The sequence below is a fragment of the Brooklawnia propionicigenes genome (assembly GCF_030297015.1).
GTDB lineage: Bacteria > Actinomycetota > Actinomycetes > Propionibacteriales > Propionibacteriaceae > Brooklawnia > Brooklawnia propionicigenes.
The window spans coordinates 70,061-87,047 of sequence record NZ_AP028056.1 but is presented as its reverse complement, the minus strand read 5'-3'; the positions used below and the strand labels follow the sequence as shown (position 1 = coordinate 87,047).

At 64.4% G+C, this 16,987-nt stretch carries 19 protein-coding genes; 8 read left to right on the top strand and 11 right to left on the bottom strand.

Annotation, left to right across the window (positions count from 1 at the left end):
• Positions 1–1,320, top strand: a complete 1,320-nt coding sequence (locus QUE25_RS00415; RefSeq protein ID WP_286266496.1) for a M20/M25/M40 family metallo-hydrolase — start codon at positions 1–3, stop codon at positions 1,318–1,320.
• Between the two features lie 3 nt (positions 1,321–1,323).
• Here the strand turns inward: QUE25_RS00415 and QUE25_RS00410 are convergent, their stop codons facing one another.
• Positions 1,324–2,301 carry a uroporphyrinogen decarboxylase family protein gene (locus QUE25_RS00410; RefSeq protein WP_286266494.1) on the bottom strand — a complete coding sequence of 326 codons (978 nt, stop codon included), beginning with the start codon at positions 2,299–2,301 and terminating at the stop codon, positions 1,324–1,326.
• A gap of 40 nt (positions 2,302–2,341) precedes the next feature.
• Here QUE25_RS00410 and QUE25_RS00405 point away from each other — a divergent pair, with 40 nt between their 5' ends.
• A complete protein-coding gene (locus QUE25_RS00405) occupies positions 2,342–2,944 on the top strand; it encodes a GPP34 family phosphoprotein (RefSeq protein WP_286266493.1) in 603 nt (200 codons plus the stop codon).
• Positions 2,945–2,949: 5 nt separating this feature from the next.
• Here the strand turns inward: QUE25_RS00405 and QUE25_RS00400 are convergent, their stop codons facing one another.
• Together QUE25_RS00400 and QUE25_RS00395 are read right to left on the bottom strand one after the other, a co-directional pair.
• On the bottom strand, positions 2,950–4,641 hold the full coding sequence (locus QUE25_RS00400; RefSeq protein ID WP_286266491.1) for a DUF5671 domain-containing protein: 1,692 nt from the start codon (positions 4,639–4,641) through the stop codon (positions 2,950–2,952).
• 12 nt (positions 4,642–4,653) lie between these two features.
• Complete coding sequence (locus QUE25_RS00395) at positions 4,654–5,103, bottom strand: hypothetical protein (protein ID WP_286266489.1); 450 nt, start codon at positions 5,101–5,103, stop codon at positions 4,654–4,656.
• Positions 5,104–5,200: 97 nt separating this feature from the next.
• On the opposite strand from QUE25_RS00395, the gene QUE25_RS00390 reads away from it, so the two are divergent.
• Positions 5,201–5,827 carry a GOLPH3/VPS74 family protein gene (locus QUE25_RS00390; RefSeq protein WP_286266486.1) on the top strand — a complete coding sequence of 209 codons (627 nt, stop codon included), beginning with the start codon at positions 5,201–5,203 and terminating at the stop codon, positions 5,825–5,827.
• A 20-nt stretch (positions 5,828–5,847) separates the two neighbouring features.
• Here QUE25_RS00390 and tsaA read toward each other — a convergent pair whose 3' ends face one another.
• The 3 genes from tsaA to QUE25_RS00375 are packed head-to-tail and all read right to left on the bottom strand — an operon-like array spanning position 5,848 to position 7,885.
• A complete protein-coding gene (gene tsaA, locus QUE25_RS00385; protein WP_286266484.1) occupies positions 5,848–6,519 on the bottom strand; it encodes a tRNA (N6-threonylcarbamoyladenosine(37)-N6)-methyltransferase TrmO in 672 nt (223 codons plus the stop codon).
• 2 nt (positions 6,520–6,521) lie between these two features.
• A complete protein-coding gene (locus QUE25_RS00380) occupies positions 6,522–7,163 on the bottom strand; it encodes a hypothetical protein (RefSeq protein ID WP_286266482.1) in 642 nt (213 codons plus the stop codon).
• A complete protein-coding gene (locus QUE25_RS00375) occupies positions 7,160–7,885 on the bottom strand; it encodes a PIG-L deacetylase family protein (RefSeq protein WP_286266480.1) in 726 nt (241 codons plus the stop codon). The genes QUE25_RS00380 and QUE25_RS00375 overlap by 4 nt, the downstream gene beginning before the upstream one ends.
• Before the next feature lie 57 nt (positions 7,886–7,942).
• Between QUE25_RS00375 and QUE25_RS00370 the strand changes: the two genes are divergently transcribed.
• Positions 7,943–8,842 carry an AEC family transporter gene (locus tag QUE25_RS00370; protein WP_286266478.1) on the top strand — a complete coding sequence of 300 codons (900 nt, stop codon included), beginning with the start codon at positions 7,943–7,945 and terminating at the stop codon, positions 8,840–8,842.
• Between the two features lie 18 nt (positions 8,843–8,860).
• Here the strand turns inward: QUE25_RS00370 and QUE25_RS00365 are convergent, their stop codons facing one another.
• Positions 8,861–10,273 (bottom strand): DUF222 domain-containing protein, encoded by a 1,413-nt coding sequence (locus QUE25_RS00365; protein ID WP_286266477.1) that lies wholly within the window; start codon positions 10,271–10,273, stop codon positions 8,861–8,863.
• 103 nt (positions 10,274–10,376) lie between these two features.
• Between QUE25_RS00365 and QUE25_RS00360 the strand changes: the two genes are divergently transcribed.
• Positions 10,377–10,745, top strand: coding sequence for a hypothetical protein (locus QUE25_RS00360; RefSeq protein WP_286266475.1), 369 nt, complete (start codon positions 10,377–10,379; stop codon positions 10,743–10,745).
• Positions 10,735–11,064 (top strand): hypothetical protein, encoded by a 330-nt coding sequence (locus QUE25_RS00355; protein ID WP_286266473.1) that lies wholly within the window; start codon positions 10,735–10,737, stop codon positions 11,062–11,064. The genes QUE25_RS00360 and QUE25_RS00355 overlap by 11 nt, the downstream gene beginning before the upstream one ends.
• Here QUE25_RS00355 and QUE25_RS00350 read toward each other — a convergent pair.
• Complete coding sequence (locus QUE25_RS00350; protein WP_286266471.1) at positions 11,027–11,650, bottom strand: hypothetical protein; 624 nt, start codon at positions 11,648–11,650, stop codon at positions 11,027–11,029. The two genes, QUE25_RS00355 and QUE25_RS00350, sit on opposite strands and share 38 nt — an antisense overlap.
• A gap of 245 nt (positions 11,651–11,895) precedes the next feature.
• Between QUE25_RS00350 and QUE25_RS00345 the strand changes: the two genes are divergently transcribed.
• Positions 11,896–13,386 carry a DUF1846 domain-containing protein gene (locus QUE25_RS00345; RefSeq protein ID WP_286266468.1) on the top strand — a complete coding sequence of 497 codons (1,491 nt, stop codon included), beginning with the start codon at positions 11,896–11,898 and terminating at the stop codon, positions 13,384–13,386.
• A 22-nt stretch (positions 13,387–13,408) separates the two neighbouring features.
• Entirely contained in the window at positions 13,409–14,662 is a 1,254-nt protein-coding gene (locus tag QUE25_RS00340; RefSeq protein WP_286266466.1) for an MFS transporter, read from the top strand.
• Positions 14,663–14,668: 6 nt separating this feature from the next.
• Here QUE25_RS00340 and QUE25_RS00335 read toward each other — a convergent pair whose 3' ends face one another.
• The 3 genes from QUE25_RS00335 to QUE25_RS00325 all read right to left on the bottom strand — a co-directional run bounded on the left by QUE25_RS00335 (position 14,669) and on the right by QUE25_RS00325 (position 16,951).
• Complete coding sequence (locus QUE25_RS00335) at positions 14,669–15,649, bottom strand: metallophosphoesterase family protein (RefSeq protein WP_286266464.1); 981 nt, start codon at positions 15,647–15,649, stop codon at positions 14,669–14,671.
• A 94-nt stretch (positions 15,650–15,743) separates the two neighbouring features.
• Positions 15,744–16,643, bottom strand: a complete 900-nt coding sequence (locus QUE25_RS00330) for a cation diffusion facilitator family transporter (RefSeq protein WP_286266463.1) — start codon at positions 16,641–16,643, stop codon at positions 15,744–15,746.
• A complete protein-coding gene (locus tag QUE25_RS00325) occupies positions 16,640–16,951 on the bottom strand; it encodes an ArsR/SmtB family transcription factor (RefSeq protein WP_286266461.1) in 312 nt (103 codons plus the stop codon). Before QUE25_RS00325 ends, QUE25_RS00330 begins: the two co-directional genes overlap by 4 nt.
• Positions 16,952–16,987 lie beyond the last annotated feature (36 nt).

Sequence of the window (16,987 nt, the reverse complement as noted above, 5' to 3'; positions counted from 1 at the left end):
GTGAGCGATTGGACCGAACTTGAAGACGAAGCCGTACGCATCACCCGCGAACTGATTCGCATCGACACTTCCAACTACGGTGATGGGACGGGGCCGACCGAGCGCCCGGCGGCCGAATATGTTCTGGGCCTGCTGCACGAGGTCGGCCTCGATCCCGTCTCGCTGGAATCTCAGCCGGGCAGAGCAAGCGTGATCGTCCGCATCGCTGGCGCCGACCCGTCGCGGGGCGGCCTGGTCGTGCATGGCCACTTGGATGTGGTACCGGCGAATGCGGCCGATTGGAGCGTCGATCCATTCAGCGCCGAGGAGCGCGATGGCATGATCTGGGGACGCGGCGCAGTGGACATGAAGTCGATGGTCGGCATGGTGCTGGCGAATCTGCGGCGGATCGCGCGCGAGGGAATCGTGCCACCGCGGGATCTGGTCTTCGTCTTCTTCGCCGATGAAGAGCAGGGCGGCACCTGGGGTTCGCAGTGGATGGTCCGCGAGCATCCGGAGCTCTTCGCGGGCTGCACCGAGGCGATCAGCGAGGTCGGCGGCTACTCGGTGACACTGCCCGTGGCGGGCGGCGGGACCCGTCGTGCCTACCTGCTGCAGACCGCCGAGAAGGGCTTCGCCTGGGTACATCTGCGCGCCTCCGGGCGGGCCGGGCACGGCTCACTGCCCAATGACGAGAATGCGATCGTCCGGCTGGCCGAGGCGATCACCCGGATCAATCAGCATGAGTGGCCGTTGGAATATGTGGCCAGCGTGCGGGCGCTGTTCGACGGTGTGACCGAGATCACCGGTGTGTCGCCCGACGACGGCTTGGAGGCCTTCCTCGATCTGCTCGGCGGGGGACGGGCTTTCGTGGCCGGCACCCTGCGCGACTCGGCGAACTTCACCCGGCTGGATGCCGGCTACAAGAACAACGTGATCCCCAGCGAGGCCACCGCGCACATCGACTGCCGGTTCTTGCCCGGGCACCAGGACGAGCTGCTCGACACGATCCGCGAGCTGGCCGGCGAACACGTCGACCTGATCATCGATCAGTTGGGTATCTCGGTGGACGCGCCTCGTGATTCGGCTTTCGTCGCAAGCATGCAGGCGGCCATCCAGGCCGAGGATCCCGATGCGGCGCTGCTGCCGTACTGCCTGTCGGCGGGCACCGACAACAAGGCGTTGGAGGCTCTCGGCATTCACGGCTACGGCTTCGTGCCGCTGAAGCTGCCTGCCGACCTGAACTTCGCGATGCTGTTTCACGGTGTGGACGAGCGAGTTCCGGTCGACGCGGTCCGTTTCGGTGCCCGGGTGCTGCGCCGACTGCTGGACGACTGCTGAGGCTCAGCCCAGGGGCAGATCGACGCTTTCCCGCAATTCCCGCAGCACCAGCGGGGAGCCGTCGGAGTGCAGCGTGCAGTTCGGCGCGACGATGATCTGGTCGCCGGCCGCGCGGCGGGCCTGCAGGATCTCCTCGCGCGCCTTGCTGGGAGTCCAGTAGAGGCTGGTGATCTCGTCCAGGCCGACCATCGGAATCCAGCCGTAGCGCTGCCGGGCCTCAGGGATCCGCGGCGCCGAAACCTTGTCCGACCAGTTGAGCACCTCGAACGGGTAGTCGGTCAGCAGATCGGGATCCGCGCCCTCGCCGTGCAGATGACCGATCCGCACCAATCCCTCGGCGGCCTGCAGCACCTGAATGTCGTAGGGCGAGATCCACTCGGTGAACTGCTCGGGCGACAATCCGAAGCTGGTGGAGTCGGTGCTGGCACCATTGATCGCCAGGAAGAGACCGTCCACATCCAAGTCGGGAAGCTGCGCGGCATAGTCTGCCAGCGCAGTGGCCACCCGGGAGATCGTGCGGTGCGCCAGCTCCGTGTCGGCGGCCAGATAGTCGATCACCGTCTCGCCCAGAGCCCGCACCAGCGTCTGGACGGGGGAGAAGATCGTGTCGATGATCGCTGCCTCGGGCGCCTCGGCCCGAATGATCCGCAGCACCTCGGCCTGCTTGACCAGGTTGGTCAGCGTCGCTTTCGGATCGGGCACCACCTCGTCGAGCTGCGCGGGATCGGTGATCTCATCCAGGCCGTCGGGCACCTGCAGCCGGAAATCGTCCATCACCTTGATGTAGTCCCAGTCGTACTGGTGGTAGAAGCGCAGATGGGCTTCGGCGACCTGCTCGGGCGTCCAGAAGCTCGAGCCATAGTGAATCCAGGCGCCGACCGGGGGACGGTCGGTCTGCTGGCCGTGGGCGGCCGCGAGAAACGTTCGCGTTTGGTGGTCATGCGTTTCTCCGTTCCATGGTGAGACGAACGTATGGGGCACACCAAGATCCGTCAAGTACGTCAGACACTAGGCTCGGGATATGGAGACCATGGAGAACCTCGCCCACCAGGTCGCCATGCTCGCCATCAGCCCATTCAGCGGCGAGGTCCGCAAGACATCGCGGCTGGGCGCGGCGACCGCAGCGGCGGTGCTGGCCGAGCTCGTGTTGCAGGAGCGCGTCCGTTGGGCCTCGGGCAAGGTGCACGTCAGCGATTCGCGGCCCACCGAAGACCACCTCGTCGATGTCATGTTGCATGACCTCACCGGGCGCGCCGGCCGCGAGCCCGCGAAGATCATCGGGGATGCCCGCCAGACCTACAGCGGCCAGGCCTTGGGCGAACTTGTGAGCAATGGCTGGGCAAAGCTGATACCTGCCTCCCGCCTGTCGGCGCAGCGCTATGAACTGATCGGCGAGGAGCGGATCAACGCAGCCCGTGAACTGGCTCGAAGCGGGCTCACCGATCCGCATGCGGCGCCGGCTCGGGCCGCCTATCTGGGTGGGTTCGTTGCATTGCTCGGATTGGATTCCGAAGTCGCTGGATTGGGGTTTCGTGGTCGTCGTCGGGTGCGGTCCGCGTTGCTCAAGCGGTCGTGGCTGCTGCGCGCGCTGCAAACACAGTTCTCGGTGACGACGCCTTTGTGACCAACTCAGCGCCGGCGATCGACCTCAAGCACTCGCAGTCCTGTCTCGTCCGCAATGACCAGCAGGTCTTTGCCGGAGTACCCGTCCAGGGCGGCCAGCACCGACTCCTCGTCCCACTGCTCAGCGGCAGCGTCGGTGCGTACCCACAGTTCGGCGGGGGAGTCCGTGGCCTGCCGGATTCGGCGCACCAGGTCGGGGTCGTGGGCGCCGATCAGCACCACCGAGCGCGGCCGGCTCGGACGATCGGGCACGTCGATCTGCCGATCCTGGCGGAAGACCGCGCCATGGTAGGCCGAGACGGCGGCGCTGGCGACCAGCACGCCCAAGCCGTAGCGCATAGCGCGCAGGGTGGCGGTGCCCAGTTGCGCGTCCACAAGATCTCGGAAGAATGCATAGGCGGCCACCAGGAGGGCCACGACCGCGGCCACGCCGGCCACGCCGAACAGCAGCACCAGGTAGATCCGGCGGCTCAGTGCTGCCACCTCGGCTGCCGGATCGGCGCCGACCGCCGCCTTGAGACGCCGCCAGTGGAACCACCAGACGGGGGTGCCCACCACCAGGAGCGTGAGGGCCGCGAGGAGGGTGTTGATCGTCGGCATGCCGATGTCGAGACCCGGGGTCGCGGCCTCGATGAGGGCAACAATGATCGTTCCGACACCGGAGGCGGCCGCGATGAGCGCGATCCCGCCGACCAGATAGTCATAGGTTCGGCGGATCTCGCGATGCTCGGCAGCGGACTGCCCGACTGCGGCGCGGTGATACCACCAGATCACTACGCCGATCACGGCGGTGGCGGTCTGCATGGCCGTGCTGTCGAAATGCTGGGCGAAGGTCTGATCGAGCCTGTCGCCCACGATCCAGACCAGGATGGTCCACAGCAGCATGCTGACCGCGGCGATCGCCATGATCAGTCCGCCGGCCACCCCGATCAGCAGCACGTAGGCGAGCCACAAGACCTGGCGAGGCAACCGGGACGCCGAGAGGACCCAATACCTGATCCACACCAGCCCGCCGGCGGTCAGCAGCCCCGCGCCCCGGGCAAGGCCGGTGAGGGGCGGTACGACGGCCCCCGGACGCAGCAGCAGGTCGAGGGAGGTGCCGAGCAGTTGTATCAGCCCGGTCGCGGCGAGCACCAGCCCGACCAGTGACCCGAGCAGCAGGTGGGGCGTTGCAGCGGCCACGTCCAGGCTGCGGCGCGCGACGATCCAGTGGCCCAGCCACACCGCCGCCCAGACGACGAACCGGGCAGTCGCCTGTGCGTCAAATTCTGCGTGGTCGATCGCTTCGAAGACCGCGACCTGTAGTCCGGCCGCAGCCACGACCAGGCCGGTCAGCGCCGCGATCGTCAGATACGCCGTGAACAGGGGCGAACTGGTTTCGGCAGGAGACGCACGATGACTGCGCCAGGTCCACCAGGCGAGCAGGGCGGCCAGCGGGACACCGACCAAAACGAATGTCAGGGCCTGCGCCAGCGCGTAGGAGTCGTCCTGCCATGCGGGTGCTTCGGCGCCCAGCAACCGGCCGAGCAGTTCGGTGGCACCGATGGCCGACACCACCACCAGTGCGTACAAGACTGCGTACTGGAAGACTCTGCGGACATTGCGCGCATCCAGAGACTCCCGGTGACGTCCAGCATTGACGACCACAGTGATCAGGCCGGCGAGCAATGCGAGTATCGCCACACCGAGAAAAGTCATAGTCTCCGCCCCTCACTTGCAGGAATACACCGGCCAGGGGTTGCCGGTGATCAACCAGCTACCGTCGGCGCGGATCAGGTAGAAGTCCTCCCGGTGCGACCACGAGTCGAACAGGCCGCCGGAGTACTCGGTGACATCGAGCACGACCACGCCCTCCTCGCCGGTGATCTTGCTGCTCACGACGCTCAGTGAGACTCGCGAAGGCCGATAGACATCCCTCAGCGGAGCGCTGCAGCCCAGCGCCGGGTCCAGCAGTGCGACGGCCTGGTCATCGTCGCCTTCGACGAATGCCAAGATGAAGATCTGGACGGTGCCTTCGGGGGTGCCGGGGTCCAGTTCAGGGCGTTCGCGTTGTGTTGTCAGCAACGCGGTCACCACCGCGAGGACGACAACCAGTGCGGCGACCACACCCAAGACCGCGTTCGGGGGTACCCGCGAAAGACCGGCTTCGCCGCCGTCCATGGCGTCTCCATTCACTCGTAGCAGTGAGATGTAACGCGTTGCGTTGAGTCAAGTGTCCTCCCGGAGCGGCTCAGCTGGAACGCGCTAGCCTGCGCCCATGGAGTTCTTCGGAAACCTGGCCCACCAGATCACCCTGCTTGCGATCAACGAGCAGACCGGACGCGTCCGCAACCGGGGACAGCTCAAGCTGGCCGCGGCCGGGGCCACACTGGCGGAGCTGGCGATGCAGGAACGGGTCAGCCTGGTCGACAAGAAAGTACAGGTACACGACGCGCGCCCGATCGGCGATCCGCTACTCGATGCGATGCTGCGGGTGCTGGGCACTCATCCCGCTCATCGTCCGGCCCGCATCATCCAGGCCGGGGGAGGGTTCTATCTGGATCAGTCAATGGATGACATGACCCGCAGCGGATGGCTGGTCAAGAAGCCGGCGAGGGGCCTGGGTGGCGACCGGTACCGGATACTCAATGCCCAGGAATTGACCGCCGCCCGCGAGTTGGCCGCAACCGCCATCCGCGATCCGGCGGGCGTCACATCCAGAGCCGCATGCCTGGGCGGGCTGGCGTTGGAGCTGCAGTTCGGCAAATGGCTGGCTCCCGAGGCGGGGTGGCGTCAACGGTGGAGATCGCAACGCGTCCTACAGCAGCGAGATTGGGTGGTGAAGGCCGTGCACGACATCATCGCTTCCCAGCAGTCCGCCACGACCGCAGCGATCTCGAGCTGACCGGGGGCCGAGCTCACGCATCAGACCAGCGGTTCGATCTCCACAACGGTCAGTACTCCGGCGGCGACCCGGAATCGGACATTCAGCCCGGCGAAACCAAGCCCGTAGTTGCGCTCCGGGTCGTCCTGGTAGGCCGGACGAGGGTCCTCGGCGAGCACACCGAGCAGGCCGTCGCGCAGTTTCTCGGGCACCCGGGCAATCAGCTCGTCCGAGATGTCGACCTGCACGCGATAGTCGGTATTGCGGGTGGTGAACCCGAAGGTCGCGTCGGTATGCAAATCTGCCGCGATGTACGGCTTGATGTCGAAGATCGGGGTGCCGTCCATCAGATCGGCGCCACCGACCACCAGCACCGGACCCAGATCCGGCTCCGATCGCACCTCGAGCAGTCGCACCGACGACAAGGCAATGGGGTTGGGCCGGAACGGTGATCGGGTGGCGAAGACGCCCAGCCGCTGCTCACCGCCGAGCCTGGGCGGACGCACGGTCGGCCTCCAGTCGTCACGGATGGCCGCCGAAAACTGCCAGATCAGCCAGATATGGCTGAAGTCCTCGATGCCGCGGATGGCATCCGGGTTGCGGTAGTGCGGCTCGAAGACCACGCTGGCCACCAGGTCGGGCACCAGTCCGGCCTGCCTCGGGATCCCGAACTTGGCGGGGAATGCACTGCGGATGTGGGCAATGGGCTCCATGCTCACATCAGTTGCTGGGCAGGGTTGATGGAGTAATCGGCCATGTAGTCGAAGACGCCGCGCAATGCGATCCGATCGGGATCGTGGTAGTACTCGAGCTGGGCAGTGGCAAAGTCCCGCCATTCGCCGTCGTATTCGAAGGCCCAGGTGAACATGTTCTCGGGTTCATCGACGACCGCGAAGAGGCAGCCGAAGCCGTAGATCTCGCGCACCACTCGGATGCGCTGCCAGACATCGAGAAACTCCGACCAGGAACCCACGATCGAATAGCGCCGCATGACCGCCAGGGGATGCGGCGTGACGGTCGTATCGAGATGAGTGAGGTACTCGCCGCGCACCGGCCGGATCTTCACATTGCGGAAGACATGCGGGGCTTTCAGCGCCTCCACCCGTACGGTCTCGGGATCGGCCCGCACCGCCCGGTTCCCGGCCTCGGGATCGGGGTGCGAGTACAGCCAGGTCAGCTTCGGTTCGGCGTTGGTTTCCAGAAATGCGCGATGCGTGGTGAAACCGTGCCATCTAGCAATTTCGACTTCACGCCGCCACAGCGGCAGATAGTCGTCGAGATGGTGGGGTTTGATCGCGAATCGATGAAGTACGAGCTGTTCGTCCGGGATCGGCACCTGAAGAATGTCGTTGCTCATAGTTCCACCACCTCGAACGAGACGGCCAGCTGGACGCCGACCCGCTCCCCGGTCGACCGGGCGATCTGTTCGAGGAAGATCCGAGGATCGCCCATCGCGTGATCTCCGAGCCCGGCCAGATACTGCTGGTGCGCGGCCAGCGAGGCGACACCGGCATCGAAACTTGCGGTGACGTCCACGAACGCGTTCGACTGGGGGCTGCCAGAGACCAGGATCCGCTGTGCCTTCCAGGGCGCCAAGCCCTGGTCGGAGACCAACTCCGGGAAGACCCAGCGGTTCGCGGCATCCCGGGTTCCGTCGAGTACCGCTCGTCCGACCGCGATGTGATCGGCCTGGTTGTAACGCCCGGGACCGAACTGATCGTGGTGATTGATGGTGATCACCACGTCGGGGCACGCCTTGCGTACCGCTGCGGCGATGTCGCGCCGCAGGTTGAGGTCGTAACACACGACCCCGTCCGGATAGTCGAGGAAATCGACCGTGTGTACCCCGACCAGCGCGGCACCGGTGATCTCCTCCTGCATGCGCAGCGGACCGCACACCTGCGGTGGGATCGCGTCGATGCCGGCCTCACCATGGGTGACAAGCAGATAGCTGATCTGCTTGCCCTGCGCGGTCCAGCGGGCGATCGCTGAAGCCGCACCGTATTCCAGATCATCCGGATGAGCAACGATGGCCAAGGCAGAGGAGAAATCCTCAGCGACCGGACGTAGATCAGTCATAGGTCCACTCTAGAGTCCGCCACCCGCGAGGGGTGAGCAGTCGCTAAGGTGATCGCCATGCTGACCGCTCTTCTCGAGGTCATGCTGCCGGTCTTCGTTATCGCCGGAGTCGGATTCTTGCTCGCCAGGCGATTCACCATCGACCAACTCAGCCTGAACAAGATCCAGCTCTATGCGCTGACCCCGGCACTTGCCTTCAGCTCGATCATGGACACGTCCGTTTCGGCCTCCGACGTGGGCGACCTCGCCCGGGGCTACCTGGGAGCTACCTTGGTGCTCGGTTTGGTGTCGGCGGTCGCGGTGCGCATGTTGGCGAAACCGGTGCGCAACGGGGTGATCGCTTCGGTGCTGCTCGGCAACAACGGCAATTTCGGGCTGCCCATCGCGCTGCTGGCGCTGGGCCAATCCGGGCTGGACCGCGCGATCGTGATCTTCATGATCGCCATCGTGCTCATCTGGACGGTCGGGCCAGTCCTGTTCGGGGCGGCCCCGAGCGTGCGCAGCGCCTTGGTCAACATCGCGAGGCTGCCGGTGATCTGGGCGATCCTGCTGGCCACGGTGTTCCGGCTGGTCGGCATTGAGCTTCCCGGCGGTCTGAGCACTGCGGTGCACATGGTTGGGAATGCATCGGTTCCGATGATCCTGATCGCTCTGGGAATTCAGCTCGGCTATGGCAAACGGGTCCGTTTCGGCAAGACGGTCATCACGGCGATGCTCCTCAAGCTGATCGTCGCGCCCCTGCTCGGCTGGGGGGTCTGTTGGCTGCTCGGTCTGCGCGGGCAGGACCTGCAATCGGTAGTCCTCGCCCTGTCGATGCCGACCGCGGTGAACGTCTTCCTGCTCGCCCTCGAGTACGACAAGGACGCCGAGACGATTGCCAGCATCGTGGCAGCAACCACACTGGTGAGCTTGGTGACGATCTCCATCGTGGTCTCGCAGCTGGGCGCGCTCGTCTAGGGGCCCGCAGCAGCCGCGTCAGGTCTGTTCGGGCACCCTGATTCGGATGGTTCCTGTTGGGGTTACTTGGTATTGGTAGCCGTGGGGTGAGGTCCAGTGGAAGGTGCCGGGTGTGGGTTGTTCGAGTTTCCATTTTCCGTGGGTTTTGGCCCGGTGGGCTTTGCGGGATAGGGGTCCGAGGTTGCCGAGGTGGGTTTGGCTGGATCTGCCGTCGATGTACGGGATGGTGTGGTCGCTGTCGCATCTGGAGGCTTGGGTCGTGCCGTAGGGGAAGACGTCGACGGGGTTGCGTTGTTCTAGTGCGAGTCGCATGCGTGCGGGGGTTTCGTAGCTGTCGACGGGACGTATTCCGGCGGGGTCGATGATGGGGCGGACCGTGATGTTGGCTCCGTTGAGGAAGTGTGGGAGTTGCTCGGTCAACAACGGGCCCCAGCCTTCGATACGTGCCACGCCGGTGGTGGACGTGGGGGATGGGTCCAGTGCCGGATCGTCGGCTGAGATGTGGACGATCAGGGTGCAGCCGATCGGCTGCTGTGTGGTCGGGGTGCTGCGCTGGGGGAGGCGATTGCTCGGTGTCTCGGATAGATCGAGGAGCGGCTTCTCACGGTGCAGCTTGGTGTAGGCGTCTTGAGTGATCATTCCGAACGCGAGTGAGCGACGCCGGTCGAGGTCACGACACAGGGGCGTGTCGGGTTCGGTGGGGAAGGTCTTCGCTACCTCGTTGAGGACATGATCGAATTTGATTCCGTCCACCGGATTCACCACCCCGTAGATACTGACGTGGCCATCCTCGATTGGTGAGATCCGGATTCTGCGGGATTCGCGTCGGGCTTGTTCACGCTGCCGGGCGGTGTCGGGATCGGCAGCAATGATCTGTCCGGGTAGGGCTTTCATGATCCGGGTCCAGGGCAGCATCCCGATGCTGGCGGCCATCGCTGCGTCCACGTTGTGCGCCGCACTACGGGAGAGGTGGGCGCATTCGAGGCAGATTTTGGTGGCTTGCCAGACCCGGACTTTTCCGGTGAGCACGGCTTGCCAGAGTTTCGGGTGGCGATGGCGCAGGTCCAGGGCGTCCCCGATGCGGCACAGTGCCGAGGTTTGGGAGATGCCGAGCAGCGCCCCGATTTCGAGGGCGAGGAACTCGGCGATCCTCGGGGTGCCGTCGTGGCCGGGTTGGATGAGTCGTTCGATACCCGCGCCGACCGCGTCTTGGTCGATCTTCCAGCGGTCTGCGGCCCGCAGGATGCCGACCAGTTCGGCGATCTCAGCGGCGATCAGTTGTTGATGCGCGTGATCGATCGCGTCCAAGATCTCGTGGTTCGACTCGTCCTCGACCACGGTGCCGGACAGCACGGGTTGAACACTCGCGGCGATCAGCACCGGCGCCGCTAGCGTGCGCGCCTCGTCTACATCTGGGGGAGGTGTTCTCATACCCAAAGTATAATCGAACACACGTACGAATACAAGACCCCGACGAGAGTCACGTAAAAAGGCCCGGGAACGTCGAGGCGTGCTGATGAGTCGGGAGTTGTCGATGATGTCGCGTCGTAAGATCACGAAGAAGTTCGCCCGCGAGTACGCGAAGGCGGGCAAAGTCGAGAAGGGCCGGCTGCTGGACGAGTTGGTGCATGCGACGGGCTGGACCCGGGATCATGCCCGGCGTGCAATCCTGGCCGCGAACGCTCGGAAGGGCACCGCCCGTCAACAGACGCGCAAACCGCGACCACGGAAGTACTCCTACGATGCGCTGGTGGTGCTGCAGGAGGTCTGGCGACTGGCGCCTGTCCGGGCAGCCGTCGGGGAAGCATCTCGCCGCGGTCATGGACGATACTTTGGAACGGCTCGCCCGGTTCCGGGAGCTGGGCAAGGTGCAATCCCGAGTGAGTCCCGGAGTGCTCGATGAACTGCGCTTGATGAGCGCGGCGACGATCGACCGGTATCTGAAGCCCCACAAGGACGCCGCCCACCCGGTCGCACTGTCCGGCACGAGACCGAGCCTGATCCTGCGCTCGTCGATCCCGACCCGCACGAGCATGGACGACCCGCTCACCGTGCTGGGGTTCCTGGAGCTGGACACCGTCACGCACAGCTCATCCAACTTGCATCAGCAAGAACGCTCGGCACCCGCCCCGCCGCGTGCGCTATCCGGACATCTCGACGTGAGGCAACCACCCCAGCAGGAGCTCAACCTTGGTCGCCCGCGAAGTCGAAATGCAGGGTGAGGTCAGGATCGATGGCAGTCACTATGGACGAATAGAAGGCCTGAGTCTGGCTCCGCAGGATCTCCTCGTTGGAGGCTATGTACTGCGCCTCGGAATCGTCGCTCAGAACACCATTGATCAACTCGACGGGATCTATTTCGGGAGTCACCCAGCTGAGGGCGCCGTTGTTCTCTGCGGCAAGCGTGAACTCTTCATTGCTGTGGCCGATGAAGATGAACTCAGGAATCTTCACCTCGTACTCGTCCTGACCAATCTCCTCGACCTTTACCTGTTTCCCGTCGATGCCGAGCTTCGCATCGAAGGAATACATGAGAAAAGTCGCGCGGGAACTACCCGGGACATGGACACCGAAGAAGGTGCTCGAGTCGCTTTTCTGCGAGATGCCTTGGATACCCAGACTCAAGAGCACTACTTGCTGCTCACGGGTGACCGCATTGACGACTTCGCTGGTCCGGCTCTTCGGCTGGTGGTCGAACGCAGCGGTCGCTGAGAACGGTTTGGTTACCCAAAGCGTCAGCCCTACCCCGAGGATCAGACCGACAACGAGCACGATAACCATCGAGCGGAACGAGATCTTTTTCGCCATAGCCGGTGCCTTCATCGTTTCCTCCCAACGTCGCCATGACGATGCGGTCAGTGGTCGTGAGCGCGTCGATTCTCATGTCTTGGTCGGCTTCCTCGCCATGCTAGCGGCTCGACGCGTTTGGGAAGGACTAGGGGATAAGGATGAGAACGGCATCGGTTCAGCGACCCCGGTGCCGAGCCTGAACAAGACCCCACCGTTCGGTACCGGCTATGATCTGCCCGTTGACGCGTTCACCGGGGAGGGCAATGCACGCCGTAGGCTTCGATCGAGACAAGTACATTGCCCTTCAGACCGAACAGATCGTGGCCAGGCGGAACGAATTCGGCGGCAAGCTGTACCTGGAGTTCGGTGGCAAATTGTTCGACGACTTGCACGCCTCGCGAGTGCTGCCCGGGTTCAGCCCCGACAACAAGATCGTCATGCTGGAAGCGCTGGCTGACGAACTCGAAGTCGTGGTCGTGGTCAGCGCACTAGACCTGGCACGCAACAAGGTGCGCGCCGATCTGGGCATCTCGTACGAGGCGGATGTGCTGCGGCTGATCGATGCATTCCGCTCCTACGGTCTGTACGTGAGTTCGGTGGTGATCTCCCATGTCACCGAGAGCAACCCGCAGGCCCGACGCTTCAAGCGCAAGCTGGAGCGAGGTGGCCTGAAGGTCTACAAGCACTATCCGATCAAGGGCTATCCCAACGACGTCTCACTGATCGTCAGTGACGACGGCTATGGACGCAACGAGTACATCACCACCACCCGTGATCTGGTGGTGGTGACCGCGCCGGGGCCGGGCAGCGGCAAGATGGCGACCTGCCTGTCGCAGCTGTACCACGACTACAAGCGCGGCATCACGTCGGGCTATGCCAAGTTCGAGACCTTCCCGATCTGGAATCTGCCGCTCGACCACCCGGTCAACATGGCCTACGAGGCGGCCACCGCCGACTTGGACGATGTCAACGTGATCGACCCGTTCCACCTGGCCGCGTACGGCGAGCAGGTGGTCAACTACAACCGTGATGTCGAAGTCTTTCCCGTGCTCAGCCGGCTTTTCGAGCAGATCCTGGGACGTTCGCCCTACAAATCGCCCACCGACATGGGTGTCAATATGGCCGGCCTGTGCATCAGCGATGACCAGGTCTGCCGCGAAGCGTCCAAGCAGGAGATCATCCGCCGCTACTACAAGGCGCTGGTGACCGAACGTCGCGACGAGCTGGAACCCACCCAATCCGATTCGATTGCCTTGCTGATGAGCGGACTGGGCCTGACCAAGCACGATCGTCCGGTGGTGACGCCGGCGCTGGACGTCGAGAAACGCACCAAGAACCCGGCAGCGGCCATCGAACTTCCCGACGGGCGAATCATCACCGGCAAGACCTCGCCGCTACTGGGCGCCTGCTCGGCGATGCTGCTGGACGCCCTCAAGGCGCTCGCCGGCATCGATCCGGAGGTGAAGCTGCTCGCACCGCAGACCATCGAACCGATTCAGACGCTGAAGACCAGGCATCTGGGCAGCCGCAATCCGCGACTGCACACCGACGAGGTGCTGATCGCGCTGTCGGTGAGTGCGAACTCGGACGAGAATGCCCGGCGAACACTGGCCGAACTGTCGCAATTGCGTGGCTGCGATGTGCATTCCACAGTGATCCTCGGATCAGTCGACGAGGGAATCCTCCGGAATCTCGGCGTGCAGGTGACCTGCGAGCCGATCTACCAATCGAAATCGCTGTACAAGAAACGCTGATGAAACGGAAAGCCGGACGCCCATGACCCAGGCCCAGGTGGGCGGTTGGCGAGCCTGGAGCGTCTGGGCGGCGGGAACTCTCGCCTTCATCGCCGCAATGTTCTCCCGAACCTCGTTCGGGGTCGCCGCTATCCCTGCCGCCGAGCAGTTCTCTGCTCCGGTCGGGGCGATGAGCATGTTCGTCATCGTCCAGGCAGGCGTATATGCGGCCATGCAGATTCCCGCCGGCGCGGTGCTCGACCGGCTGGGCAGCCGAAATGTGCTGGCCATCGGTCTTGGGGTGATGACGGCCGGGCAGGTCGTCCTGGCCTTCGCGACCTCGTTCCCCTTGGGGCTGGTCGCCCGGGTGTTCATCGGCGGGGGAGACGCGCTGATCTTCTCCTCGGCGATCAGGTTGATCCTGCTCTGGTTCCCGCCGCGCAAGATTCCGGTGCTCACCCAGGTCACGGCCGCGGCCGGCCAGGCCGGTCAATGGTTGTCGGCGGTGCCGCTGGTGATGATCTTGAGCAATTGGGGCTGGACGACGGCCTTTCTGACCGTCGCGGCGAGCTGTTTCGTGGGCCTGTTGATCGCTGTTCTGGTGGTGCGCGATGCGCCGCCGGGGCTGGTCGTGACCTCCCGAGGCAGCGGCGGTCTGTTCGCGGGCGTAGGTGAGGTGCTCGCGATGCCGGCCGCGCAGCTGGCGTTCTTCATCCACATGCTGGCCGCCTCGGCGCCGATCGCCTTCACCTTCTTGTGGGGCTTCCCGTACCTCACCCAGGCGCAGGGCCTTACCGATGCGCAGGCCGGAAGCCTGTTCACGGTGTTCGTGATCGCGAGCATGATCGTCGGCCCGCTGACCGGGATGCTGACCCGGCGCTTCGCCGCGCGGCGGACTTTTCTTGCCCTGGGCATCGTCGGGCTGAGCGCGGTGGTGTGGACGTCGGCTCTGGTGTGGCCCGGATACGCTCCGCACTGGCTGCTGGTGCTGCTACTCATCACCATCGGAGCCGACGCTCCCGCGTCCAACATCGCGTTCGACATCAACCGCAGCCATGTGCCCGCCCACCGGATCGGCACCGCGACGGGCGTGACCCTTGTCGGCGGCTTCTCGGCGGGCCTGGTGGTGGTCGCGGCGATCGGCGTGCTGCTCAGTATCCTGGGCGGTCCGAACCCGAGCGCGGACGATTTCCGTGTCGCGATGTCCGCTCAGCTTGTGGTCTGGGTCTATGCGGGCATCATGGTGATCCGCAAGCGCCGCCAATTGCTGCGCAGCCTGCCTTCGGCCGACGAGTAGGGTCCGTCAGAGCAGACTCGGGTGACTGGATGCTTGCTCGACCTTGCGCGATTGGTCCATCGAGCGGTTCGGGCGACGATGCGGCTTGGGATCGGGACGCAGGTGGAAGTCGTCGAGGGGCCGTGGTCCTGCCAATACCTTGGGCGCAACATGGAGATAGCCGTTGGCATCGGGAACGACCTGCCAACCCACCAGGCTGATGGAGTCGTTGGCGATCTCCAAGCCGGTGATGTAGTCGGGGAAGACACAGGCGCCGGAGTTGAAGTAGGGCGCATCCTCTCCGAGCGGGAAGCGTTCGCGGTGGGTGTGACCGCAGATCAGCGCCGTGCCGTGTTGGAGGATCCAGCGCACATAGTTGCGTTCCACCTTGTGGCGCTGGAAGCTGTTGCGGGTCGGGCTGGAGGGGCTGTGGATGCCCAGCGCGTGCAGGTGCCGCCAGAAGATGCGGAAGGTGAACATCGACCCACGCCATGCCTGGTCGTTGGAGAAATCGCCCTGATGGCCGTGCACGGTCAAGATCTCTTGCCCTGACGCCTTGTGGCGCAGCAGCACCGCCTCCTCGACCTTCAGTCCGTCGAAAAGCGGTTCCGCACGTCCGGTGACGTGGTTGAGACGCAGATAGAGGTGATGGCGGACATATTCGGGATCGCGCAGCTGCATGTCGTGATTGCCGTAGATGCGCATGTAACGGCCCTTGGTATGGAACTTGCGCAGCAGGGCGAAGACCTCGGGATTCGCTTTGATGATGTGATGGAACTTCGGGTATTCCCACAGTTCGTCGTTGTCGCCGGCTTCGATGAGCGTGTAGCCCTCGTCCAGGTAGTGCTGCAGCGCTGCTTCGAAGATGTCGCGGTCTTTGTGGAACTCGTCGGCCAGGCTTCCGTCGCCTCGGTGCGAGTCGCTGAAGATGATGATTTTGGAGGACGAGTCGATCTCGACGACCTTGGCGTTGCGGTATGCCCGAGTGAGCCTCGGTATGGTTCGCATGGATTGGTGCCCTTTCGTCAGCCCCTACGACATCGAGGGTAGCCGCCGAACCCACAGGCAGGGTAGGGGAGTTGCTGTCAGTTCCGTGCCAGGCTCACCAATCCGTGTGATCGCACTCGCGACGGTTGGCCGACTCGGTCTGCAAGGTCACATGAGCGATGCCGAAGTCGTCGCGCAGCAGGTGCTGGGCGGCGAGCATCGTATCGGGCGCGCTGGTGACGATGTGAGCGGAGGCGACGTTCATGCCGGATGTCAGCTGCCAGACATGCAGATCGTGCACCTCCAGCATTCCGGGGATGTCTTCGAGGGCGACCTGGATCTCAGCCGGTTCGATGCCCGGGGGAGCGCACTCCGCGAGCACGCGCAGTACCTCAAGACCGAGCATCACGGCTCGCACCGCGATGAATGCGGCGATACCCAGCGCGATGACGGTATCCCACCAGGGGCTGCCGGTGACGGAAACAAGTACGGCGGCCGCAATGACACCGATCGAACCAAGGGCGTCAGCGAGCACCTCCAGGTAGGCGCCCTTGACGTTCAGGCTCTCGGACGATCCCCGGCGCAGCAGCAGCATGCTGACAACGTTGATGACAAGTCCGAGGATGCCGACGGCCAGCATGATTCCGGAGGCCGGTTCGACAGCGCTGCCGAAGCGGCCGATCGCTTCGACCGTGATGAAGATCGCCACCCCGAGCATGATGAGCACGGCCAGCCCGGACGCGAAGACCTCAACCCGGTAGTTGCCGAAGGTGCGGCGTCCGCGCTTGTCACGCAGAGGCGCCAGATGCAGCGCCAGAAGTGCGGCGCCCAGTGTCGTCACGTCGGCGGCCATGTGGCCCGCATCGCCGAGCAATGCCAGCGAGCCTGACCTGAGCGCAGCGATCAGCTCGACGGCGAAGAAACCGGCAACCAGCGCAAAGGTGATGGCCAGCCTCGAGCGGTGTTTGCCCGCTGCCGAGACCGCGTGGGAGGAGGAGTGATGGTGACCACTCATGCTGGATCCTCATCTCCGGGGTGGTGGTGGGTGTGCTCCAAAGTGACATTGAGCAACTCGCGGACGTGCTCGTCGGAAAGCCGGTACCAGATCTTGCGTCCATCGCGACGACCGGTCACGATCCCGGAAGCCCGCAGCATGCGCAGCGCCTGAGAGACGGTGGATTCACTGGTGCCGGTGGTGGCGGCGAGATCGCTGACGTACAGTTCGCCGGCCTCCAGCAGCGCGTAGAGCAGCCGGGTGCGGGTGGGGTCGCTCATCAGCTTGAAGAGCGCTGCCACCCTGGCGATCTCGTCCGTCTGGGGCATCTGCACGTCTCCATTATCGCAACATCTGAACAGATG

Bases quoted from the DNA above. Each gene is read 5' to 3' on its own strand.
- QUE25_RS00405 (WP_286266493.1), top strand. From the start codon at position 2,342: ATGGAGACCATGGAGAACCTCGCCCACCAGGTCGCCATGCTCGCCATC.
- QUE25_RS00400 (WP_286266491.1), bottom strand. From the start codon at position 4,641: ATGACTTTTCTCGGTGTGGCGATACTCGCATTGCTCGCCGGCCTGATC.
- QUE25_RS00395 (WP_286266489.1), bottom strand. From the start codon at position 5,103: ATGGACGGCGGCGAAGCCGGTCTTTCGCGGGTACCCCCGAACGCGGTC.
- QUE25_RS00390 (WP_286266486.1), top strand. From the start codon at position 5,201: ATGGAGTTCTTCGGAAACCTGGCCCACCAGATCACCCTGCTTGCGATC.
- tsaA (WP_286266484.1), bottom strand. From the start codon at position 6,519: ATGGAGCCCATTGCCCACATCCGCAGTGCATTCCCCGCCAAGTTCGGG.
- QUE25_RS00380 (WP_286266482.1), bottom strand. From the start codon at position 7,163: ATGAGCAACGACATTCTTCAGGTGCCGATCCCGGACGAACAGCTCGTA.
- QUE25_RS00375 (WP_286266480.1), bottom strand. From the start codon at position 7,885: ATGACTGATCTACGTCCGGTCGCTGAGGATTTCTCCTCTGCCTTGGCC.
- QUE25_RS00370 (WP_286266478.1), top strand. From the start codon at position 7,943: ATGCTGACCGCTCTTCTCGAGGTCATGCTGCCGGTCTTCGTTATCGCC.
- QUE25_RS00365 (WP_286266477.1), bottom strand. From the start codon at position 10,273: ATGAGAACACCTCCCCCAGATGTAGACGAGGCGCGCACGCTAGCGGCG.
- QUE25_RS00360 (WP_286266475.1), top strand. From the start codon at position 10,377: ATGATGTCGCGTCGTAAGATCACGAAGAAGTTCGCCCGCGAGTACGCG.
- QUE25_RS00350 (WP_286266471.1), bottom strand. From the start codon at position 11,650: ATGGCGAAAAAGATCTCGTTCCGCTCGATGGTTATCGTGCTCGTTGTC.
- QUE25_RS00345 (WP_286266468.1), top strand. From the start codon at position 11,896: ATGCACGCCGTAGGCTTCGATCGAGACAAGTACATTGCCCTTCAGACC.
- QUE25_RS00340 (WP_286266466.1), top strand. From the start codon at position 13,409: ATGACCCAGGCCCAGGTGGGCGGTTGGCGAGCCTGGAGCGTCTGGGCG.
- QUE25_RS00335 (WP_286266464.1), bottom strand. From the start codon at position 15,649: ATGCGAACCATACCGAGGCTCACTCGGGCATACCGCAACGCCAAGGTC.
- QUE25_RS00330 (WP_286266463.1), bottom strand. From the start codon at position 16,643: ATGAGTGGTCACCATCACTCCTCCTCCCACGCGGTCTCGGCAGCGGGC.
- QUE25_RS00325 (WP_286266461.1), bottom strand. From the start codon at position 16,951: ATGCCCCAGACGGACGAGATCGCCAGGGTGGCAGCGCTCTTCAAGCTG.